Below are 19,367 nucleotides of genomic sequence, written 5' to 3'. Positions count from 1 at the left end.
GGGCCTGGTACGGCCATGCCGGATGCGCCCGAGTGATGGTCGGGGACACGGCCCGGGGGCGGGATCGCCCCGGGCGGGACGGCGATGCGCTCTAACCGCTGCCGGGCGGCTCCTCGTCGACCGAAGGGGAGGGCGACCGCGCCGGTGGTGTGGGCGGCGGGGCGGTCGCCGGCGCGGTGGTGGCCGGTGGTGGTGCCGTCGAGTCCCGCCCGGTCGCGTCCGTCGAGGCGGGCGGCGGGAGAGAGGTCGGAGTGCCGCCGTACCCGGGTGACGTGGTGCCGGCGCTCGTGGTCCCGGACGTGTTCGTCAGGGGCCGCGACACGCTCGGATCCGTGCTCGGGGGGGACGTCGCCGGCACCGGGGACACCGGGGGCGGCGTGGGACCGGTCACCGGCAGCGGCCCGCGGTCGGCGGGCAGGGACCGGGAGTCGGCGCCGGGCAGCAGGGCCAGCCCGACGCTCAGCCCGGCCACCGCGAGGGCCGAGCCGCCGGCCCGCCACAGCATCCGGGTCCGGCGGCGGACCCGGATGCCCTCGTACAGACGCTCCTGGTGCTCGGACCGGAAGGAAGCCGGCTGCCGGGTGTCGCGCATCAGGCGCGTCAGCTCACGCTCGAAGTCGTCCATGGCTTCTCCCCTCATCCCACGGGCCTGACGGTGTCGGACAGGATCTGCCGCAGCCGCGCCACCCCGCGCGACGCGTGGGAGCGCGCGGTGCCCACCGGGCAGCCGAGGGCCTGCGCCACCTGGCCCTCGGGCAGGTCCTCGCAGTAGCGCAGCACCACCGCGGCCCGCTGCCGGGGCGGCAGCAGCGCCAGCGCGGCCTCCAGCCGCGAGCGCTCCACGACGGCCGACGACACGTCGCCCGGCCCGGCCCGGTCGGGCAGCTCGCCCACCGGGCGCTCCCCCCACCAGCGCCGCCGGGCCGAACGGGCCGCCATCCGCACCAGCACCTGGCGCACATACGCCTCCGGGGCCTGCTCGGCGACCCTCGGCCAGACGAACCACAGCTTCACCAGAGCCTCCTGGACGAGGTCCTCGGCCCGCTGCCGGTCGCCGCCGGTGAGCAGACGCGCGACATGGAGCAGCGCCGACCAGCGGGCAGCCACGAACTCGTCGAAGCCGTCCACCCGAAACCGCTCCATCCCCACCGCCCCGTGTCCGAACAACCCCTTACACCTGAGACAAAGACTCATGGCCCGGCGAAACGATGCACCCAAGTGCTGTGATACACCTCACTTCGAAAGCGCCTCGCCCCGGACCGCCCACCTCGCACACGCGAAAGGGCGGGCCGTACGCCCATGACCGCGTCACAGCGGTCGACGGACGTACGACCCGCCCCCGGGGCGGTGGCCGGTCCTGCCTACGTACGGTCGCCCTTCGGCTTGCCCCGCTGGTCCGGGGTGCCGTGCGGCGGCGGGCTGGACGGCTGCGGCGAGGTGGCGGGCGAGACCGGGGACCCGGCCCGTCCGGCGCCCTGCTCGGGACGGAGCGCGCCCGGGTCGCCGGACGTCGGCTCGGCGCCCGCGTTCAGCTGCTCCAGCCGGGCCGTCAACAGCTGGGTCGCCGGGACCCGGTCGGCGTGCGACCGCTCGTAGGCCAGCAGTTCCCCGACCTCGCCCGCGGACAGCGAGCGGATCCGGCTCTCCAGGCCGCCGATGGGCAGGTGGTCGTAATCGGGCAACGGCAGGGTGCCACGGGTGGGATCTGCCATGGTTCTCACTTCCCTCTTCCCTGTGTACGACGTTGCCGGCGGCGGGCCGCCGGGGGAGCGGAACGGTCAGTGGCTGCCCGGTCCGCCGCTGCCGAACGCCCCGCTGCTGCCCCCGTCCCAGCGGGGCCGCTCCTGCGACGCGCTGGTGCGGCTGCCGGCGTTGCCGTGGCCCTTCAGCTCGTGCGGCAGCAGGCGCTCGTCGCTCCTGGGCACCTCGTCGGCCTCGCGCTGCTCCCGTGCCTCACGGACGGGGCCGCCCTCGGGCATCCGGGGCTGCTCCTCCGGGCGGGGCCGGCGCACCCTGCTGTCCCTGACCCGGCGGCTGCCGAACGCGAACATGCCGATCAGCAGCGCCACGACCACCACCCCCGCCACCACGAGCCCCGCACCGAGGGCGCCGCGGCCCGCGGCGAGGTCGGCCGTTTCCATCCACGCGGTGTTCATCATGGCTCGCGGGTACCCCCGGTCCCGGGCGCCAACCTGCTCACCTGGCCGTGCGGAACCCTTGCGGGCGCCGGGTTTGACCGCCGGACCGGCGGCTACCCGCGCGGTGTGACGACGACATCCCAGGAAGAGCTGTTCCGGTTCCTGGAGGACCGTTTCGCGTGCGCCCAGGCATGCACCGAATGCGCGCGGGCCTGCGCGACGCGGGCGAGCCTCGTGGACCCGGACGGTACCGAGAACCAGGAACTCGTACGACGCAAGGGCATCATGTGCGCGGAGGTATGCGACGCGACCTGCCGGGTGCTGTCCGAGCAGAACCAGGTGGACGAGGCGACCATCCGCGTCCAGGTGGAGTGGTGCCGCCAGGTGTGCCTGGAGAGCGCGCAGGTGTTCGACGGTTACTCCGGGGCGGAACAGACGGCCGAGGCGTGCCGCGTCTGCGCACGGGCCTGCACGGAGTTCCTCGCCACCCTGAACTGACCCGCCGGTGAGCGGATGCGGACCGGGCGTCGCGGCACCGTACAAACTCGGGCGAGTTGTCGCCATACTGGACGAGCCAGGGGAGGGCGCGGCGGACTGCGACGGGGGCGGGCGAAGGAGATGGGGGACAGCAGGCTGATCCATGGCCGGTACCGGTTGATCGACCGGATCGGACGCGGCGGCATGGGGGAGGTGTGGCGGGCACGGGACGAGTCACTGGGGCGGCAGGTCGCCGTGAAGTGCCTCAAACCGGTCGGCCCGCAGCAGGACCGGTCGTTCGGCCGGGTGCTGCGCGAGCGCTTCCGCCGGGAGGCCCGGGTGGCCGCGGCGCTGCAGCACCGGGGAATCACCGTCGTACACGACTTCGGGGAGTCCGAGGGCGTGCTCTATCTGGTGATGGAGTTGCTCCAGGGCCGTGACCTCAGCCGGCTCCTGGAGGACAACAAGCAGCATCCGTTGCCGGTCGACGAGGTGGTGGAGGTCGCCGAGCAGGTCGCCGCGGCCCTCGCCTACACCCACGACCAGGGCGTCGTGCACCGGGACCTCAAGCCCGCCAACATCGTGCGGCTGGACGACGGCACGGTGAAGATCTGCGACTTCGGCATCGCCCGCCTCGGCCACGACATCGGCTTCACGTCCCGGCTGACCGGCACCGGCGTCGCCATGGGCACCCCGCACTACATGTCACCGGAGCAGATCAGCGGCTCGGAGGTGGACCGGCGCAGCGACCTGTACTCCTTCGGCTGCGTGCTCTACGAGATCGCCACCGGCGTACCGCCGTTCGACCTCGACGACGCCTGGGCGATCCTCGTCGGCCACCGCGACACCCCGCCCCGCCCGCCGCGCGGCCACCGCGCCGAACTGCCCGAGCGGCTGGAGCGCATCATCCTGGACCTGCTGGCCAAGGAGCCCGACGGGCGGCCGGACAGCGCCCGTGAACTGGCCCGCCGGGTCGGCGCGCTGCGGGCCGCGCCGGCCGCGGTGGCAGTCGGCGCGGGTCTCGCGGGCCCGTCCGGCGCGACCGGAGGCGCGGTCCTTCCGCACCGCTTCGAGGAGCCCGAGCCGGTGGGGCGCGCGGTCCGGCTGCCGTCCTGGACCCGTGGCATGACCACCGGACACAAGGCGGCCGGCGCCGGACCGCGCACCACACCCTCCGACCCGGCGGCCGGCCTGTCCGGCGAGTGGATCGCCCGCCCCGCCACCGGCTCCCGCGCGCAGCCCGCACCGGACGAGCCGCCCGCCCCGTCGGCGGAGGCGCTGACCGCCCTGGCCGGACGGCACAACGCGGGCCTGAGCCTGGGACGCCTCGGCCGCTGGACGGAGGCGGGGGAGGTGCACCGCGCGGTCGCCGCCGAGCGCGAGCACCTCCTCGGCACCGACCACCCCGACACCCTCGCCAGCCGCTACGAGGTCGCGTTCACCCTCAGCCGCACCGGCCGCGCGGCCGACGCGCTGCGCGCCTACAAGCAGGTCGCCGAGACCCGCATCCGCGCGCTCGGCGCCGACCACCCCGACACCCTCGCCGCCCGCCAGGAGATGGCGTACGTCCTCGCCCAGCTGGGCCGCCCCTTCGACGCCCACCAGGTCTACCTGTCGGTGCTCGCCGCCCGGGAGCGGACCACGGGGCCCGATCACCCCGACACCCTGCGCTGCCGCCACAACCTCGCCTTCAACCTCAGCCGGCTCGGCCGCCTGGAGGACTCGTACGGCATGGCGTGCGAGGTGGCCGCCACCCGCGCCCGCGTGCTCGGACCCGAGCACCCCGACACCCTCGTCACCCGGTACGACGTCGCCTACACCCTCGGTCAGCTGGGCCGCTGGACCGAGGCCCTGGAGACCTACCGCAAGGTCGCCGAGGCCCGCGCCAGGGCCCTCGGCCCGGACCACGCCGACACCCTCGCCGCCCGCTACGAGACCGGGATCAGCCTGGGCCGGCTCGGCCGCAGTGCCCAGGCCCTCGACCTCTACCGCGCCCTGGTCCAGGACCGCACCCGCGTCCAGGGACCCACCCACCCCGAGACCCTGCGCGCCCGGCACGGCATCGGCGTCAACCTCGGCCGGCTCGGCCGCTGGGTGGACGCCCTCGCCGAGTCCCGTGAGGTGTGCGCGCTGCGCGAGCGGGTCCTCGGCGCCGACCACCCGGACACCCTGGTCAGCCGCCGCGAGGTGGCCGTCGGGCTGGGCTGGCTGGGCCGCTGGGCGGACGCGCTGACCGAGTACCGGCGGGTCGCCGAGGCCCGTGAGCGCGTCCTCGGCGCGGATCACGCCGACACCCTCGCCGCCCGCAACGACGAGGCCCACTGCCTGGAGCGGCTGGGCCGCGGCGCGGAGGCGGCCGGGCTGTACCGCCGGGTGGCGGCACTGCGGCAGCAGGGGGCGGCCGGCGGGGCGTGAGACCCCGGCCCGCGTCTGGCCGGTGCGGATCGGCGCGTGTTACCAAGAACCATGACCGCACCCGAGGGAACCCGGACGTACGACGCCGTCATCGTCGGCGGAGGCCACAACGGCCTCGTCGCCGCCGCCTACCTGGCCCGGGCCGGGCGCTCCGTGCTGGTGCTGGAGCGGCTGGACCACACCGGCGGGGCGGCGGTGTCCACCCGCCCGTTCACCGGCGTCGACGCACGCCTGTCCCGGTACTCGTACCTGGTCAGCCTGCTGCCCCGGAAGATCGTCCGGGACCTTGGGCTCGACTTCCGGCCGATCACCCGCACCATCTCCTCGTACACCCCCGTCGAACGCGACGGACGGCCCACCGGGCTGCTCGTCGGCGGCGGCGAGCGGCGTACCCGTGAGGCGTTCGCCCGGCTCACCGGCTCCGACGGCGAGTACCGGGCCTGGCGGCGCTTCTACGACATGACCGGCCGCGTCGCCCGCAGCGTCTTCCCGACCCTCACCGAACCGCTGCCCACCCGCGACGCACTGCGCCGCACGGTCGGCGACGAGGAGGCCTGGCGGACCCTGTTCGAAGAACCCCTCGGCATCGCCGTCGAGGAGCGCTTCGCCGACGACCTGGTGCGCGGCGTCGTCCTCACCGACGCCCTCATCGGCACCTTCGCCGACGCCCACGACCCCACGCTGAAGCAGAACCGCTGCTTCCTCTACCACGTCATCGGCGGCGGCACCGGCGCCTGGGACGTCCCCGTCGGCGGCATGGGCGCCCTCACCGACGCCCTGGCCGACGCCGCCCGCGCCGCCGGCGCGGTCATCGCCACCGGCCACCGGGCGGTGCGCATCGACACCGACGGCCGCACGGCCGAGGTCACCCACCGCACCGCCGACGGCGAGGGCGTCGCCGCCGCGCGGCACGTCCTGGTGAACGCCTCCCCGCGGGAACTGGCGGCCCTCACCGGCGACACGCCCCCGCCGCCCGCCGAGGGCGCCCAGCTCAAGGTGAACATGCTGCTCAAGCGGCTGCCCAGGCTGCGCGACAGCTCCGTCGACCCGCGCGAGGCGTTCGCCGGCACCTTCCACATCGCCGAGGGGTACGGCCAACTGGCCGCCGCGCACGCCCGGGCCGCCGCCGGTGAGCTGCCCGACGTCCCGCCCTCCGAGATCTACTGCCACTCGCTCACCGACCCCACGATCCTCGGCCCGGACCTGGCCGCCCAGGGCTACCAGACCCTCACCCTGTTCGGACTGCACACCCCCGCGCGGCTGTTCGAGCGGGACAACGACGCCGTACGCGAGGAACTCCTGAAGTCGACGCTCGCCCAGCTCGACGCCCATCTGGCCGAACCCCTCGCGGACTGCCTGGCCACCGACGCCGACGGCCGCCCGTGCCTGGAGGCCCGGTCCCCGCTGGACCTGGAACGCGACCTCGGACTGCCCGGCGGCAACATCTTCCACCGCGATCTGTCCTGGCTCCACGCCCAGGACGGCACCGGCCGCTGGGGCGTGGAGACCCGGCACGCCAATGTCCTCCTGTGCGGCGCCGGCGCCGTCCGTGGCGGCGGGGTGAGCGGCGTGCCGGGACACAACGCGGCGATGGCGGTGCTGGAGACCGGGGAGGCGTGACGCGCCACCGGATGACTCCAGGCGTAGTACTCTGACTGAAGTGGTGTGGTGGGGTGTGCTGCGAGCGGAGTGATGACAGTGGTCAGACGGAACGAGCAGCGGCGGGCCGCCCTGGTGGACGCCGCGATCGAGGTGCTGGCCCGCGAGGGCGCCCGGGGGCTGACGTTCCGGGCGGTGGACACCGAGGCCGCCGTACCCGTCGGCACCGCGTCGAACTACTTCGCCTCGCGCGAGGACCTGCTCACCCAGGCCGGCGCCCGGGTCTACGAGCGGCTCCAGCCCGACGAGGAGATCATCGCCCGGCAGCGGGCCGCCGGGCGCGACCGGGAGGTCTACGCCGGGCTGATGCGGGAAGTGGTCGGCCGTGTCGCCGCCTTCCGCACCGGATACCTCGCCCTGCTCGAACTCCGGCTGGAGGCCACCCGCCGCCCCGAACTCCGCGAGGTGCTCACCGAGCGGGTCCACGCCGACATCGAGGCCAACGTCCGCTACCACGAGGGGACGGGTCTCCCCGGCGACGCCATGGCCGTCAAGCTGCTGTACCTGGCGCTGAACTGGCTGATCGTCGAACAGCTCACCCTGCCGGACGTCTTCACCCCGGACGAGCGCGAACGGCTGGTGACGGCCGCGGTCGAGCGGATCGTGGCCGCCGAGTAGTCCGGACGGTTCTCAGCCCCGGTTCTCGCGCAGGTCCACGATCCGCCGGATCTTGCCCACCGAGCGCTCCAGCGTCTCCGGGTCGACGATCTCCACGCCCGCCGAAACCCCGATGCCGTCCTTCACGGCCGCCACGATCGACCGGGCGGCCGCGTCCCGCGTCGTGGCGTCCGCGCCGGGACGGGCCTCCGCGCGGACGGTGAGGGAGTCCATACGGCCCTCGGTGGTGAGGCGGAGCTGGAAGTGCGGCGCCACGCCCGGTGTGCGCAGCACGATCTCCTCGATCTGCGTGGGGAAGAGGTTCACCCCGCGCAGGATCACCATGTCGTCGCTGCGGCCCGTGACCTTCTCCATCCGCCGGAACACCCGGGCGGTGCCCGGCAGCAGACGGGTCAGGTCCCGTGTCCGGTACCGGACGACCGGCATCGCCTCCTTGGTGAGCGAGGTGAAGACCAGTTCACCCCGCTCGCCCTCCGGAAGGACCTCGCCGGTGAAGGGGTCGACGACCTCCGGGAAGAAGTGGTCCTCCCAGATGTGAAGACCGTCCTTGGTCTCCACGCACTCCTGCGCGACGCCCGGTCCGATCACCTCCGACAGCCCGTATATGTCGACCGCGTCGATCGCGAACCGCTCCTCGATCTCCTGCCGCATCCGCTCCGTCCACGGCTCCGCGCCGAAGATTCCCACCCGCAGCGAGGTGGAGCGCGGGTCGACACCCTGCCGCTCGAACTCGTCGAGCAGGGTGAGCATGTAGGACGGGGTCACCATGATGATCTCGGGCTCGAGGTCCTGGATCAGCGTCACCTGGCGGGACGTCATCCCGCCGGACGCGGGGATCACCGTACAGCCGAGCCGCTCGGCGCCGTAGTGGGCGCCCAGGCCACCGGTGAACAGACCATAGCCGTAGGCCACATGTGCGGTGTCCCCGGGCCGCCCGCCCGCCGCGCGGATGGAGCGGGCCACCATGTCGGCCCACATGGAAAGGTCACCCTCCGTGTAGCCGACGACCGTGGGGCGTCCGGTGGTGCCACTGGAGGCGTGCAGACGACGGATCCGGTCGCGGTCCACCGCGAACATGCCGTACGGGTAGTTCTCCCGCAGGTCCGCCTTGGTGGTGAACGGGAAACGGGCCAGATCGGACAGCGAACGGCAGTCGTCCGGGTGGACGCCCGCCCGGTCGAAGGACTCCCGGTAGAACGGCACCCGCTCGTACGCGTGCCGCAACGAGCTCCGCAGCCGCTCCAGCTGGAGCGCCCGCAGGCCCTCGAGGTCGAGCCGTTCCGCCGGGTCCAGCAGCTCCGCCGCCTCCGTCATCAGGACGTTCTCCTCACCGGTCGAGCAACCACGTCAATCCGGGCGACCGATCATTCGGTCGATCCACCCGGACCAGTAAGTCAGGCCACGCCTTGCGGGGCAAGAGCACGGCCTGTACTTTCCCCGCGTCGGCGTGCCTCACGGGGCCGGCGTGGCGGAGCCTCCGCCCTGTGGTCCGTACGCCGTCATGAAGCGGTCGCGGAACTCGTCCATGCCCCAGCGCGGCGCGTCGGGCGCGGGCTTGAGGCCGTCGGTCCAGTTCCAGCCGGCCACCCGGTCCAGCACCTTCGGGTCCTTGGCGACGATCGTGACCGGCACGTCCCTGCTGGTGCTCCCGGCGGTGACGGTGGGCACCGGCTGGTGGTCGCCGAGGAAGACCAGGACCGTGTTCTCGTCGCCGTACCGTTCGACCCACTCGGTGAGGCTGCTCAGCGAGTACTCGACGGCCCGCCGGTACTCGGTGCGCACCTTCTCCGGGTCCTTCCAGACCTCCGTCGGGTTCGTGCCCTCCTTCTTGACCCCGTGGAACACCGAGCCGTCGCCGAGGTCGTCCCAGTCGATCATGTGCGCGATGGGGGACCAGGGGTTGTGGCTGGAGGCGAGGATGATCTCCGCCATGATCGGCTCGCGGTCCTTCCTGCCGTGCTCCAGGCGCTCGAAGGCCTCCAGGCTGAACTGGTCGGGCACGGGGGTCCAGCTGAAGTACGGGCCGTGGTAGCCGAGGTGCTCGGAGTCGTAGATGTGGTCCAGGCCGAAGAACCGGCCCTCCGGCCAGGCCCGCCGCACCCCGGGAACGATGCCGACGGTCCGCCAGTCGCCGGTCTCGCGGAAGTACTTGGTCAGGGTCGTGCGGTCACTGGTGGTCAGGCTGCGGTAGCGCTGCTGGTTCTTGATCCACAGCCCGGACAGGAAGGTGGAGTGCGCGAGCCAGCTGCCGGCGCCGGTCACCGGGGACTCCAGCCAGCCGCTGCGGGAGGCGAAGCCGGCGTCCGCCAGCCTCCGGGTGCCGTCCTTCAGCGCCGCGTCCATCGGGCCCGCCATCGCCGGGTCGTCGATCGCGACCCGGCCGTAGCTCTCGATGAAGGTGAACAGGACGTCCTTGCCGCGCAGCCCGGTGAGCAACTGCTCGGGCGGCGTCCTCGCGAAGGCGTCGACGGCGGCCTCCTCCTCGAAGACCCGCGCGTCGCGCAGTCCCGCCCGCACCGCCTCCACCCGGTTGCCCAGCATCTCCGCGGTGCCCTTGGTGGCGACCGGCACACCGGTGATCTGCACGCCCAGCGTGACACAGGTGACCCACGCGACACCCAGGACCAGCGTCGTCCGGACGGCGACGGGACGGTGACGGGTCATCAGACCGGTCAGCCGCACCGTCGCCAGCGTCATCAGCACCAGCAGGGCCACGAACAGCACCAGTACCCCGGCCACGGCGAGCACCTGTCCGCCCCGGCCGAACGACTCCCGGACGAAGTCCGTCGCGTCGTCCAGCAGGATCCAGTCGAGCACCAGGTCGAAGGGCCGGGCCAGCACCTGGTAGAAGCCCATGTCCACGAACTTCAGGACGGTCAGCAGGCCGAGCAGGACGCCCGAGACCCCCGCCGCGATCCGCCGCCGCCTCGCCGGCAGCGCGAGCAGCAGCGTGACGAGCAGGATGCCCTCGACGGGCAGCCGGACGAACGCGTTGACGTTGACGCGTTCCACCCGGTTCGGCACGAGAAGCGCGAAGAGCACCAGCGCCCCGGCGAGAACGGTCGTTCCGACGGTGACACCGCGCGCCGTACGAGGCCACCGGTGCCGCCAGCCGAACCAGCCCGGTGGCGTGACGACCGGCGGTGCGCTCCCGGCACTCTCCTCGGGCGCGGCCGGGTCGCCGCCCCGGTCCGCTCCGCCCTCGGTGGTGTCCGGCAGCCGGCGGGGGCGAATGAAGAGCGACACCCGGAGGGTCCTTCCGTGCGGTCCTGCGATGGCATGGCGAACAGGGCCCGGTGAGCGGGCCCGCCCACACCAGTACGTCGGCACGCCGCCGTGGGTTCAAAGCGCGCCGGCCCGGTTTGCTCCGCCCGCCCCGGCGTCCTCGCGGAAAGGTACTCTTCGCGGCCTGTCGGGGGCGGGGGCCGATCGCTAGGCTGGCCCGCGGACGACGGTAATCGGGAGGAGCACGGACGTGGCCGAGAGCACCACCCAGCAGCGCCCGCTCAGGGGCTGGGACAAGCCGGACCTGGACCTCAGCAACGCGCAGTGGCAGTCCAGCAGCCGAGGCCTGGGCGATGTCCAGATCGCCTTCGTGGAGGGCTTCATCGCCATGCGCAACAGTGGCAGCCCGGAGAGCCCTTCCCTGATCTTCACCCCCGCCGAGTGGGGCGCGTTCGTGTCGGGAGCGCGGGAGGGGGAGTTCGACCTGACGTGAGCGGCGTCGCCGCCGCGGGGGGGGGTGTTCCGCGCGTTCTTCCGGATACGCGATCCGAAGCGCCGCCCCGGCCCGGCCCGCACCTGAGTCAGGCCGGCCGGGGGCGAAGGCCGAAGGCCGTGTCCCGGAGGCGGGGAACCATGGACATCCAGCCGGTCGTCGCGGCGGTCGACGGTTCGGACGACGGTCTGCGCGCCCTGGAGCGGGCCCTCGACGCCGCACGCCGGCGCGAGGCCCTGCTGCGGATCGTGCACGTGGGCCGGTACGCCCCCTGGACGCGGCCCGGGGTGCCGGCGGCCGGGCCGACCTGGAGGCACCTCCCGGGCCGTTCAGGCACTGAGGGAGGCACGACTGCCCGCAGCTGGGGGTTAATGGGTGCGGGCGGCCCTATCATTAGTGGCATGCGGGACTCGATCACCACGGACGCCCGGCTCGCCCTGGACCTGGTCCTCACCATCCGTCACGACGGCAACGGCGGAGTCACCGACGACCTGACCGAGCCCGCCGGACTCACCGGCTGGGTGCGCGCGCACCCGGACACGTTCCCCGGTGCGGAGCACTTCGCCGCCGACGCCCGGCACCTCACCGCCGTCCGCGACCTGCGCACCGCCGTCCGCACCCTGTTCGCGCACGCCGTCCGCCCGGACGAACCGAGCCCCGCGGACGCGACCCGCCTCCTGCCCGTCCCCGAAGCCCTGCGCCGGCTGAACGCGGCGGCCGCCCGTACCCCCACCGTCCCCGTCCTGCGATGGGCCGACGGGGCCGGGCCCGTCATCCGCCGGTGGCCCGTCCCGGACGGCGGGCACGACCTGACCGCCGTACTCGCCCAGGCCGCGATCACATTCCTCACCAGCCCCGACCGCGAGCGCCTGCGCGCCTGCCACGCCCCCCGCTGTGTGCGCTACTTCCTGAAGGAACACCCGCGTCAGGAGTGGTGCAAGCCCTCCTGCGGCAACCGCGCCCGGGTGGCCCGCCACCACGAGCGGAACCGGCGGTCCGGGTAGCCGGGGCGGGTGTCGCCCGACCGTCCGTACCCGGGTCCGGGCACGTACCATGGCGGCATGTCGTTCCTCCGCCGCCGCAGTGCCACGCCCGCCGGGCCCGACTTCGACGTTCTGGCCATGGACCCGGGCGACTGGCCCGGCAATCTGGGTGCCGGACTGCTGCCCGCCCCCGACGGAAGCTGCCAGGGCGTCTTCCTGCGTTACGACCTGTTCGGCGGCCGTGGCCCCGCGATGGTCATCGGCAATCTGCCCGAGGGTTCCCCGGCCCGGGACATCCCGGAGGGCGAGATCCCCTTCGAGGTCGGGCAGCTGCTGCTGGCGCTGGAGAACGACGAGGAGATCACCGTCGTCGGCACCGAGGACGTGCCGGTGATGCAGGGCGACAACCTGCTGATCGTGCGCCGCGTGAAACTCTCCGAGGGCCGGATCTCCTGCGTGCAGTTCGACCGCAGCGACAACGTCCTGGTGACCATCGCCGCCTGGGACCGCCCCATCACCGACGACCTGTACGCCCTCCTCAAGCCGCTCCCCGCGGAGCTGTTCCAGCAGGGCTGACACAAGGGGCCGGATTCCGTGCTGGGGAACCCGGCCCTCTCGTCACGTCCGCCGCGCCGTTACGAGGACTTCACCGTCACGTCCGCCGCCCGGACGAAGCCGACCCGGTGGCCGAACTGGATCTCGTAGTACAGGTCCTTGCCCCGCACCACCCGGTGGGACGCCTCGTCGAAGGTCACCGCGTAGTAGTACTCACCGGGTACCTTGCCCCCGGTCACGTACTCCTGGCCCTCGAGCACCGTGTACGGCAGCGGCGACACCGCCTGGGCCGGCACGCCCTCCGGGTAGGCCGCCTTCTCCGGGTACGCCCTCCCGTACACCGGCACCGGACCGAGGCCCTTCTTCGGGGTGACGACCTTGCCCTTCGCGGGCACCGCGGTGGGGTGCTTCTCCGGGTTCTCGAACCAGGCCTTCTGGCCGAGGTACCAGATGGCGGTCCAGTCGCCCCAGCGGTCGGCGACCGCGTACTGCTGGCCCGTGGAGACCCGGGAGGAGAGATCGTTCACCCCGGTGGTCGGGGCGGAGCCGAGACCGATGTCCCTGATCAGCGGGGAGTTCTCGTCGTGGTCGGAGTACAGTCGCACCGCGCTCGACCCGTGTGTGGCGCACGGCTCGCCCGCGGTCTCGCAGCCCGTGAGGACCGGCCGGTTGGCGGCGTAGTCGGGCCGGATCGTGACGACGCCCGCGTGCTTGCCGGCCGTGGCCTTCAAGGGCCTGCCCAGCAGTTCGAAGTAGTGCCGCCAGTCCCAGTACGGTCCGGGGTCGGTGTGCATGCCCGGGATGGTGGCGGTGGTCGTCCCCGGCACCGTGTCGTGGCCGAGGACGTGCTGCCGGTCCAGCGGGATGTCGTACTTCTTGGCGAGGTACTTCACCAGCCGGGCCGAGGACCGGTACATCGCCTCGGTGTACCAGGCGTCGGGATCCGCCAGGAATCCCTCGTGCTCCAGACCGATCGACCCCGCGTTGACGTACCAGTTGCCCGCGTGCCAGGCCACGTCCTTCGCCTTCACATGCTGGGCGATGTGGCCGTCCGTGGAGCGCAGACTGTATTGCCAGGACACATAGGTGGGGTCCTGCACCATGTCGAGGACGCCCTCCCAGGCGCCCTCCGTGTCATGGACGACGATGTACCGGATGCGCTGCGAGGCGGGCCGGTTCCCCAGGTCGTGGTTGCCGTAGTCGCCGTCGCCGAACTCCTCGTACGGCGCCGGGATCCACTCGCAGGACACCGTCTTCGGGCACTCCGTGCCGGCGGCGGAGGCGGTGCGCAGTCCGGCGCGCTCCAGCGCCGCGGTGTCGGGTGCGAGACCCGGGCGGGCGTCCAGGGCGACCCGCTGTCCGGCGTCCGTGACCCGTGCCTCGCCGGCGCGGATCACCTCGTACACGTCATGGGCGTACGCCGCCGCCGACGCGGTGTCGTCCGCGCCGGAGAAGAGGGCGACCGCCGCGTACCAGTCCGCGGGGTCGTCGCTCTTCGGCCCGCCCAGCCGGCGCTGGGCCTCGGCCAGCAGGGCGGCACCGCCCGCCACGTTCGTGGCCGGGTCCTCGCGCAGGCGTTCGGGGCTGAGGCCGGTCAGGCGGGCGGCTTCCGGCAGCGTGGTGAGCCGGCCCGGAAGCTCTTCGGTCCGTACCGCTCGTGCCCCGGGATGCTTCGGCGGGCGGGCCTCGTCACCGCGCGGGTCCTCCGCGCCGGAGGCGTGGTGGTCGGAGGCGGCGAGTGCGGTGCGGGCGTCCGTGAGGTGCATCGGCCCGTAGCCGCCGGTCACGCTCGGTGCGCCGCCGTGGGCGTCCCAGCGGGACTGGAGGTAGGAGACGCCGAGCAGCACGCTCTGCGGTACGTCGTACCGGGCGGCGGCGGTGGCGAACGCGTGTTGCAGCCGGGTGCTGCTCGGAGGGGCCGGGGTGGGTGCGGCGCCCAGGAGCGGCAGCGTCAGCGCGGCTGCGGCGAGGGCGCAGAGGGCACCACGGGTGGCGCGTCTCGACGGCCCGGCCGCGCGGCCGGGCTCGGTGGCGGGTTCTCGCAATGCAGCCTCCTGGGACGATCGGGCACGGGGCGCCGGATGGGGCCGAGCGGTGCGTCAGTCGTACCGGTCGGCCGATAATCCGTCAATCATGCCCAGGGAGGCGTGAATTACCTTGTCAATCGGGGTGTGCGGGAGTTTCGTGGCGGTGAGGCCGGGGCCTGCGGTGCGTCAGTGGTGTATGCCAATGGTGCGGGGCGGGGGTGTTGCGCAGCCCGGCGTTTGCGGGGTGCCGCTGCGCCCACCCGTGCCGCCCTGGGGGTACCTCCCGGGCCGTTCGGGCACCGGGGGAGGCACGACTGCCCGCAGCCGGGTCAGCGGGTGCCCACCGCTGCTCGTACGGCTTGGCGGGCCAGTTGGCAGTCGTCGTGGAGGCGGCGGAGGAGGAGGCGGTGTTCCTCGCCGGACGGGACCGTGGGGGACGTGTCCTGCATCGAGCGCTGTACGGCCGTCTCGTAGGTACGGATCTCCCGGGTCAGCACCAGCATCAGGTTCACCAGGAAGGCGTCCCGTGAGGCGGGCCCCGCCGACTGGGCGATCTGGCTGATCTGACGCCGCGCCACCGGCGCGTCCGCCAGCACCGACCACAGCGTCGCCAGGTCGTAGCCCGGCAGGTACCAGCCCGCGTGCTCCCAGTCCACCAGCACCGGACCGGTCGGTGAGATCAGGATGTTCGACAGCAGGGCGTCGCCGTGGCAGAACTGGCCCATGCCCTGCCGCCCGGCCGCCAGCGCGATGCCGTGCAGCAGCTTCTGCAGGTCGCCCAGGTCCCGGTCGGTGAGCAGGCCCAGCTCGTGGTAGCGCGAGATACGGGCCGCGTAGTCCAGCGGCGCGTCGAACGTCCCGGCCGGCGGCCGCCACGAGTTCAGCCGGCAGATCGCGCCGAGCGCCGCCCTGATGTCCGCCCGCGGCGGTGCCTCCACCGGGTGCCGCTGGAGCGCCGCCACCCTGCCGGGCAACCGCTCGATCACCAGCGTGCCGTTGTCCGGATCCGCCGCGATCAGCCGGGGCGCCCGCACAGGCGGGCGGTGCCGGACGAACGAGCGGTATGCCGCTATTTCGTGACGGATCCGCTCACTCCACGCGGGGGAGTGGTCCACTAAGCATTTCGCGACCGCGGTGCTCCGGCCGGTGGTACCGACCAGCAGGACGGACCGGCCGGAGCGGCGCAGCACCTGGACCGGAGCGAACTCCGGGCAGATGCGGTGCACCGACGCGATCGCCGTGCGCAGCTGGGCGCCCTGCGGGCCGGACAGGTCGAGCCTCCCGCTGAGCGGCTGGGTGCCCGGTCCCGCCGTGCGCCGTACGTTGCCCGCGCCGAGCACGGGGTTCGCCGGGCGCGCGGGGGCGAGGTAGGGGCCGCTGTCCGACGGACGGGGGCGCAGCGGCCGGGGCGGGGCGGACACGGAGGACGATGCTGCGTACATGGGTGATACAGATCCCTTCGTGTGCCTGCGACGTCAACGCACCACCCGGCCCTGCCGCCCGGTCGCACCCTGGGGGAATGTCCCTGCGGCGACGGGGTCGTGGTGGCGCGTTCCTACTCGACACCCGATGCCCCCTGGCACACCATCTGGCGCACCCTGGCGAACCCTGGCGAATAGTCGCCCGGCAACCCGCACCGGGCTACTGTCAACTCAGCCGAGAACCTGGGGGCTTGACGTGAGCGGACAACCCAACACCCGGCTCTCGGACCTGTTCGGCCTGGCCGGCTGGTCCAAGGGTGAACTCGCGAGGCTGGTCAACCGGCAGGCGGCGGCCATGGGCCACCCCCAGCTGGCGACCGACACCTCCCGGGTGCGGCGGTGGATCGACATGGGAGAGATCCCGCGCGATCCCGTACCGCGGGTGCTGGCGGCTCTGTTCACCGAGCGTCTCGGCCGTGTCGTGACCATCGAGGATCTCGGTCTGGTCCGGCACGGGCGTACGGGGAAACGGCCACGCCCCGGGAGTGCGGAACATCCCGACGGAGTGCCGTGGGCGCCCGAGCGGACAGCCGAGGTCCTCACCGAATTCACGGGAATGGACCTCATGCTCAACCGACGCGGCTTGGTGGGCGCGGGTGCCGCGCTCACCGCGGGCTCCGCACTCAGCAGCGCCATGCACGACTGGCTGCACACCGATCCGGCCCTGACCGCCGACGCTCCCCGACTCGACGACCCCCTGCGCGCCGACTCCGCCTCGTTCGACCGGTACGAGGCCGCCCCGATCGGCTCGCAGGAGATCGAGGAACTGGAGCGCTCCGTGGAGGTGTTCCGCGCCTGGGACGCCGCCCGGGGCGGCGGTCTCCAGCGCAAGGCGGTGGTCGGACAGCTCAACGAGGTGGGCGGCATGCTCGCCTACCACCACCCACCCCATCTCCAGCGGCGCCTGTGGGGCGTCGCCGCCAACCTCGCCGTCCTCGCCGGCTGGATGTCGCACGACGTCGGCATGGAACCCACGGCCCAGAAGTACTTCGTGATCGCCGCCCACGCGGCCCGGGAGGGCGGTGACCGGCCGCGCGCCGGTGAGGCCCTGTCCCGGGCGGCCCGCCAGATGGTGCACCTGGACCGGCCCGACGAGGCGCTGGACCTGATGAAGCTCGCCCAGTCCGGCTCGGGCGAGGAGGTGCTGCCGCGCACCCGCGCCATGTTCCACACCATCGAGGCCTGGGCGCAGGCGTCCATGGGCAAGGGCCAGGCGATGCGCCGCACCCTGGGACAGGCGGAGGACCTCTTCGTCTCCGACAGGGGGGACGTGCCTCCGCCGAACTGGATGCAGTTGTTCAACGAGGCGGACCTGTACGGCATGCAGGCCCTGGCGTACCGGACGCTCGCGGAGTTCGAGCCGGACGCGGCCACGCACGCCCGGCACTACGCGGACAAGGCGCTGGCGCTGCGGGTCGAGGCACAGCAGCGGTCGAAGATCTTCGACTTCCTGTCCATGGCCTCCGCGTGCTTCATCGCCGACGATCCCGAACAGGCGGACCGGTTCGCGCGTCTGGCCCTGGTGTCGATGGGGCAGAACTCCTCGCGCCGCACCTGGGACCGGCTGCGCCAGATGTACCGGCTCACCGCCGAGTACGCCTCGTACCCGAGGATCCAGGAACTCAGGGAGGAGATCGAACTGGTGCTGCCCAGGCCCCGGGGCAAGGGCGGCAGCGCCCGGGCGTGAGGGCGGCCCGGTCCCGCGAGGCCCGTTACGGGGCGACCCGGGCGACGAGCACACAGGCGGCGTCGTCGCGCTCCCGCTCGCCGAACTCCTCCGCGACCGCCCGGACGCAGTCCTGTGCGGTGCGGGCGGCGGCGAAGCGCGGGGCCAGTTCGAGCAGACGGTGTACGGCCGCGGTTCCGGCCTGCCCGGGCACCAGCCCGTCGGTGTGCAGCAGCAGTACGTCGTCGGCTTCGAGGGCCTCCTCGGCCTGTCCGTAGGAGGCGCCCGAGGTGGCGCCGAGCAGTACCCCGTCCGGCGCGTCCAGCACCTGCCCCGTCCCGCCGCGGAACAGCAGCGGGGCGGGGTGCCCGGCCTGCGCCCACAGCAGTGAGCGGGTCTCGGGCCGGTAGCGCAGACAGACGGCACTGCCCAGGGCCGGCTGCGCGGTGGTGTCCAGTAACCGGTTGAGGCAGGCCAGCAGCGGTCCCGGCGCGGTGCCGGTCATCGCCATGCCGCGCACGGCGCCGAGCAGCATCGCCATGCCCGAGGCCGCGCCGACACCGTGCCCGGTCAGGTCGCCGACGCTGAGCAGCGTCGTGCCGTCGGACAGTTCCAGGGCGTCGTACCAGTCGCCGCCGATCCGCGCGTGCGTCGACGGCGGCAGGTGGGCCGCGGCGAGGTCGAGGGTCCCCGGGCCGGTCTGCGGGAGCCGCAGGGGGCCGTGCCACGTCGGCAGCACGGCCTCCTGCAGCTCGACCGCGAGCCGGTGCTCGGTCCGCGCGGCGGCGTACCGCTGGTGGTGCAGCGAGTCACGGGTCTCGCTCACCGCCCGCCGGCAGCGGCGCAGTTCGCTGACGTCGCGCAGCACCGCCCACATCGAGGCGGTGCTGCCGTCGGCACCGAATACCGGTTCGCCCATCATGTGCACGGTCCGTACGCCGTCGTCCGGGCGTACGACGCGGAACTCCCCGTCGATGGGCCGGGCGTCGACGAGACAGTCCGTGACCATCGCGGTCAGCCTGGGCCGGTCCTCCTCGAACACCAGCGAGGGCAGTTCGTCGAGGGTGAGCGGGGCGGCGGCCGGGTCGCGGCCCAGGATCCGGTACAGCTCCCCCGACCAGCGCACCTCGTCCGTGAGCAGGTCCCATTCCGCGCTGCCGACCGGGCCGAGCAGGGGGTCGTGCCGCGGCGCGGGCAGTGGATCGTCCCGCAGCTGTGTCAAGTGCCCGCTCAGATCGTCCAGTTGATGCAGCGCCAGGTCGTACAGCGCTCGCCGCCAGCGTTCCCGCGGGTCCGCCGCGTCAGCCGGTGCGTCACGGCGTACGGCGTCCACGTCGCCCTTGAGCCGCCGGGTCTGCGAGATCAGCGCGTCGACCGGGCCGCGTCCTGGCGGCTGGGCGGCTGGGTGGTCCGCGGAGAGGTGGGACGGCATGACGCACTCCGATGCGGGGACGGTACGGCCTTCAGGCGGAGGGAGGGACCGTTACGACTGTGGCACAGCCCGCGACGGCCTGTAAGGGATTCGGCGACACACGATAAGGCGGTGCCTACGGCATATGCCACCGTCTTCACCGGGTTACCGGGAGGAATACGTCAGAGGCGCTATCGACGTCTCAACTCCCATGGTACG

General features: G+C 73.2%; 17 protein-coding genes and 1 pseudogene. 9 read left to right on the top strand and 9 right to left on the bottom strand.

The window, feature by feature from the left end; genetic code table 11:
* Positions 1 to 91 precede the first annotated feature (91 nt).
* The 4 genes from ACH4VX_RS05485 to ACH4VX_RS05470 all read right to left on the bottom strand — a co-directional run bounded on the left by ACH4VX_RS05485 (position 92) and on the right by ACH4VX_RS05470 (position 2,156).
* The gene (locus ACH4VX_RS05485; protein WP_398366023.1) at positions 92 to 625 is read right to left on the bottom strand and encodes a cellulase; all 534 of its coding nucleotides are present in this window, start codon (positions 623 to 625) and stop codon (positions 92 to 94) included.
* An 11-nt stretch (positions 626 to 636) separates the two neighbouring features.
* Entirely contained in the window at positions 637 to 1,143 is a 507-nt protein-coding gene (locus tag ACH4VX_RS05480) for a SigE family RNA polymerase sigma factor (protein ID WP_398366022.1), read from the bottom strand.
* A 218-nt stretch (positions 1,144 to 1,361) separates the two neighbouring features.
* Positions 1,362 to 1,712, bottom strand: a complete 351-nt coding sequence (locus ACH4VX_RS05475) for a hypothetical protein (RefSeq protein ID WP_398366021.1) — start codon at positions 1,710 to 1,712, stop codon at positions 1,362 to 1,364.
* A 66-nt stretch (positions 1,713 to 1,778) separates the two neighbouring features.
* On the bottom strand, positions 1,779 to 2,156 hold the full coding sequence (locus tag ACH4VX_RS05470; protein WP_398366301.1) for a DUF6479 family protein: 378 nt from the start codon (positions 2,154 to 2,156) through the stop codon (positions 1,779 to 1,781).
* A gap of 108 nt (positions 2,157 to 2,264) precedes the next feature.
* On the opposite strand from ACH4VX_RS05470, the gene ACH4VX_RS05465 reads away from it, so the two are divergent.
* The 4 genes from ACH4VX_RS05465 (at position 2,265) to ACH4VX_RS05450 (ending at position 7,307) form a co-directional block, all read left to right on the top strand.
* Positions 2,265 to 2,636, top strand: coding sequence for a ferredoxin (locus tag ACH4VX_RS05465; protein WP_398366020.1), 372 nt, complete (start codon positions 2,265 to 2,267; stop codon positions 2,634 to 2,636).
* 120 nt (positions 2,637 to 2,756) lie between these two features.
* A complete protein-coding gene (locus ACH4VX_RS05460; protein ID WP_398366019.1) occupies positions 2,757 to 5,030 on the top strand; it encodes a tetratricopeptide repeat protein in 2,274 nt (757 codons plus the stop codon).
* A gap of 51 nt (positions 5,031 to 5,081) precedes the next feature.
* Positions 5,082 to 6,650 carry a phytoene desaturase family protein gene (locus ACH4VX_RS05455; protein ID WP_398366018.1) on the top strand — a complete coding sequence of 523 codons (1,569 nt, stop codon included), beginning with the start codon at positions 5,082 to 5,084 and terminating at the stop codon, positions 6,648 to 6,650.
* Between the two features lie 78 nt (positions 6,651 to 6,728).
* Positions 6,729 to 7,307: a TetR/AcrR family transcriptional regulator gene (locus tag ACH4VX_RS05450; RefSeq protein ID WP_398366300.1), complete on the top strand. Its 579-nt coding sequence runs from the start codon at positions 6,729 to 6,731 to the stop codon at positions 7,305 to 7,307.
* Between the two features lie 12 nt (positions 7,308 to 7,319).
* On the opposite strand, the gene paaK is transcribed toward ACH4VX_RS05450, so the two are convergent.
* Together paaK and ACH4VX_RS05440 are read right to left on the bottom strand one after the other, a co-directional pair.
* Complete coding sequence (gene paaK / locus ACH4VX_RS05445) at positions 7,320 to 8,621, bottom strand: phenylacetate--CoA ligase PaaK (protein ID WP_398366017.1); 1,302 nt, start codon at positions 8,619 to 8,621, stop codon at positions 7,320 to 7,322.
* A 138-nt stretch (positions 8,622 to 8,759) separates the two neighbouring features.
* On the bottom strand, positions 8,760 to 10,553 hold the full coding sequence (locus ACH4VX_RS05440) for a sulfatase (RefSeq protein ID WP_398366016.1): 1,794 nt from the start codon (positions 10,551 to 10,553) through the stop codon (positions 8,760 to 8,762).
* 229 nt (positions 10,554 to 10,782) lie between these two features.
* Between ACH4VX_RS05440 and ACH4VX_RS05435 the strand changes: the two genes are divergently transcribed.
* The 4 genes and pseudogenes from ACH4VX_RS05435 to ACH4VX_RS05420 all read left to right on the top strand — a co-directional run bounded on the left by ACH4VX_RS05435 (position 10,783) and on the right by ACH4VX_RS05420 (position 12,584).
* Complete coding sequence (locus ACH4VX_RS05435) at positions 10,783 to 11,025, top strand: DUF397 domain-containing protein (protein WP_371241451.1); 243 nt, start codon at positions 10,783 to 10,785, stop codon at positions 11,023 to 11,025.
* Positions 11,026 to 11,165: 140 nt separating this feature from the next.
* Positions 11,166 to 11,297: pseudogene (locus ACH4VX_RS05430) on the top strand (universal stress protein); the annotation flags it as partial.
* A 129-nt stretch (positions 11,298 to 11,426) separates the two neighbouring features.
* Entirely contained in the window at positions 11,427 to 12,029 is a 603-nt protein-coding gene (locus tag ACH4VX_RS05425; protein ID WP_398366299.1) for a CGNR zinc finger domain-containing protein, read from the top strand.
* Positions 12,030 to 12,086: 57 nt separating this feature from the next.
* Entirely contained in the window at positions 12,087 to 12,584 is a 498-nt protein-coding gene (locus tag ACH4VX_RS05420; RefSeq protein WP_398366015.1) for a hypothetical protein, read from the top strand.
* Positions 12,585 to 12,643: 59 nt separating this feature from the next.
* Here the strand turns inward: ACH4VX_RS05420 and ACH4VX_RS05415 are convergent, their stop codons facing one another.
* Together ACH4VX_RS05415 and ACH4VX_RS05410 are read right to left on the bottom strand one after the other, a co-directional pair.
* Complete coding sequence (locus ACH4VX_RS05415) at positions 12,644 to 14,608, bottom strand: N-acetylmuramoyl-L-alanine amidase (protein ID WP_398366014.1); 1,965 nt, start codon at positions 14,606 to 14,608, stop codon at positions 12,644 to 12,646.
* A gap of 311 nt (positions 14,609 to 14,919) precedes the next feature.
* Positions 14,920 to 16,032: an aminoglycoside phosphotransferase family protein gene (locus tag ACH4VX_RS05410; protein WP_398366013.1), complete on the bottom strand. Its 1,113-nt coding sequence runs from the start codon at positions 16,030 to 16,032 to the stop codon at positions 14,920 to 14,922.
* Between the two features lie 235 nt (positions 16,033 to 16,267).
* On the opposite strand from ACH4VX_RS05410, the gene ACH4VX_RS05405 reads away from it, so the two are divergent.
* Positions 16,268 to 17,758 (top strand): hypothetical protein, encoded by a 1,491-nt coding sequence (locus ACH4VX_RS05405; protein ID WP_398366012.1) that lies wholly within the window; start codon positions 16,268 to 16,270, stop codon positions 17,756 to 17,758.
* Between the two features lie 25 nt (positions 17,759 to 17,783).
* Here the strand turns inward: ACH4VX_RS05405 and ACH4VX_RS05400 are convergent, their stop codons facing one another.
* Positions 17,784 to 19,169: a PP2C family protein-serine/threonine phosphatase gene (locus ACH4VX_RS05400; protein WP_398366011.1), complete on the bottom strand. Its 1,386-nt coding sequence runs from the start codon at positions 19,167 to 19,169 to the stop codon at positions 17,784 to 17,786.
* Positions 19,170 to 19,367: the final 198 nt, after the last annotated feature.

Source organism: Streptomyces sp. NPDC020731 (assembly GCF_044334705.1).
Lineage (GTDB): Bacteria > Actinomycetota > Actinomycetes > Streptomycetales > Streptomycetaceae > Streptomyces.
This window is presented reverse-complemented; position numbering and strand designations above follow the sequence as displayed.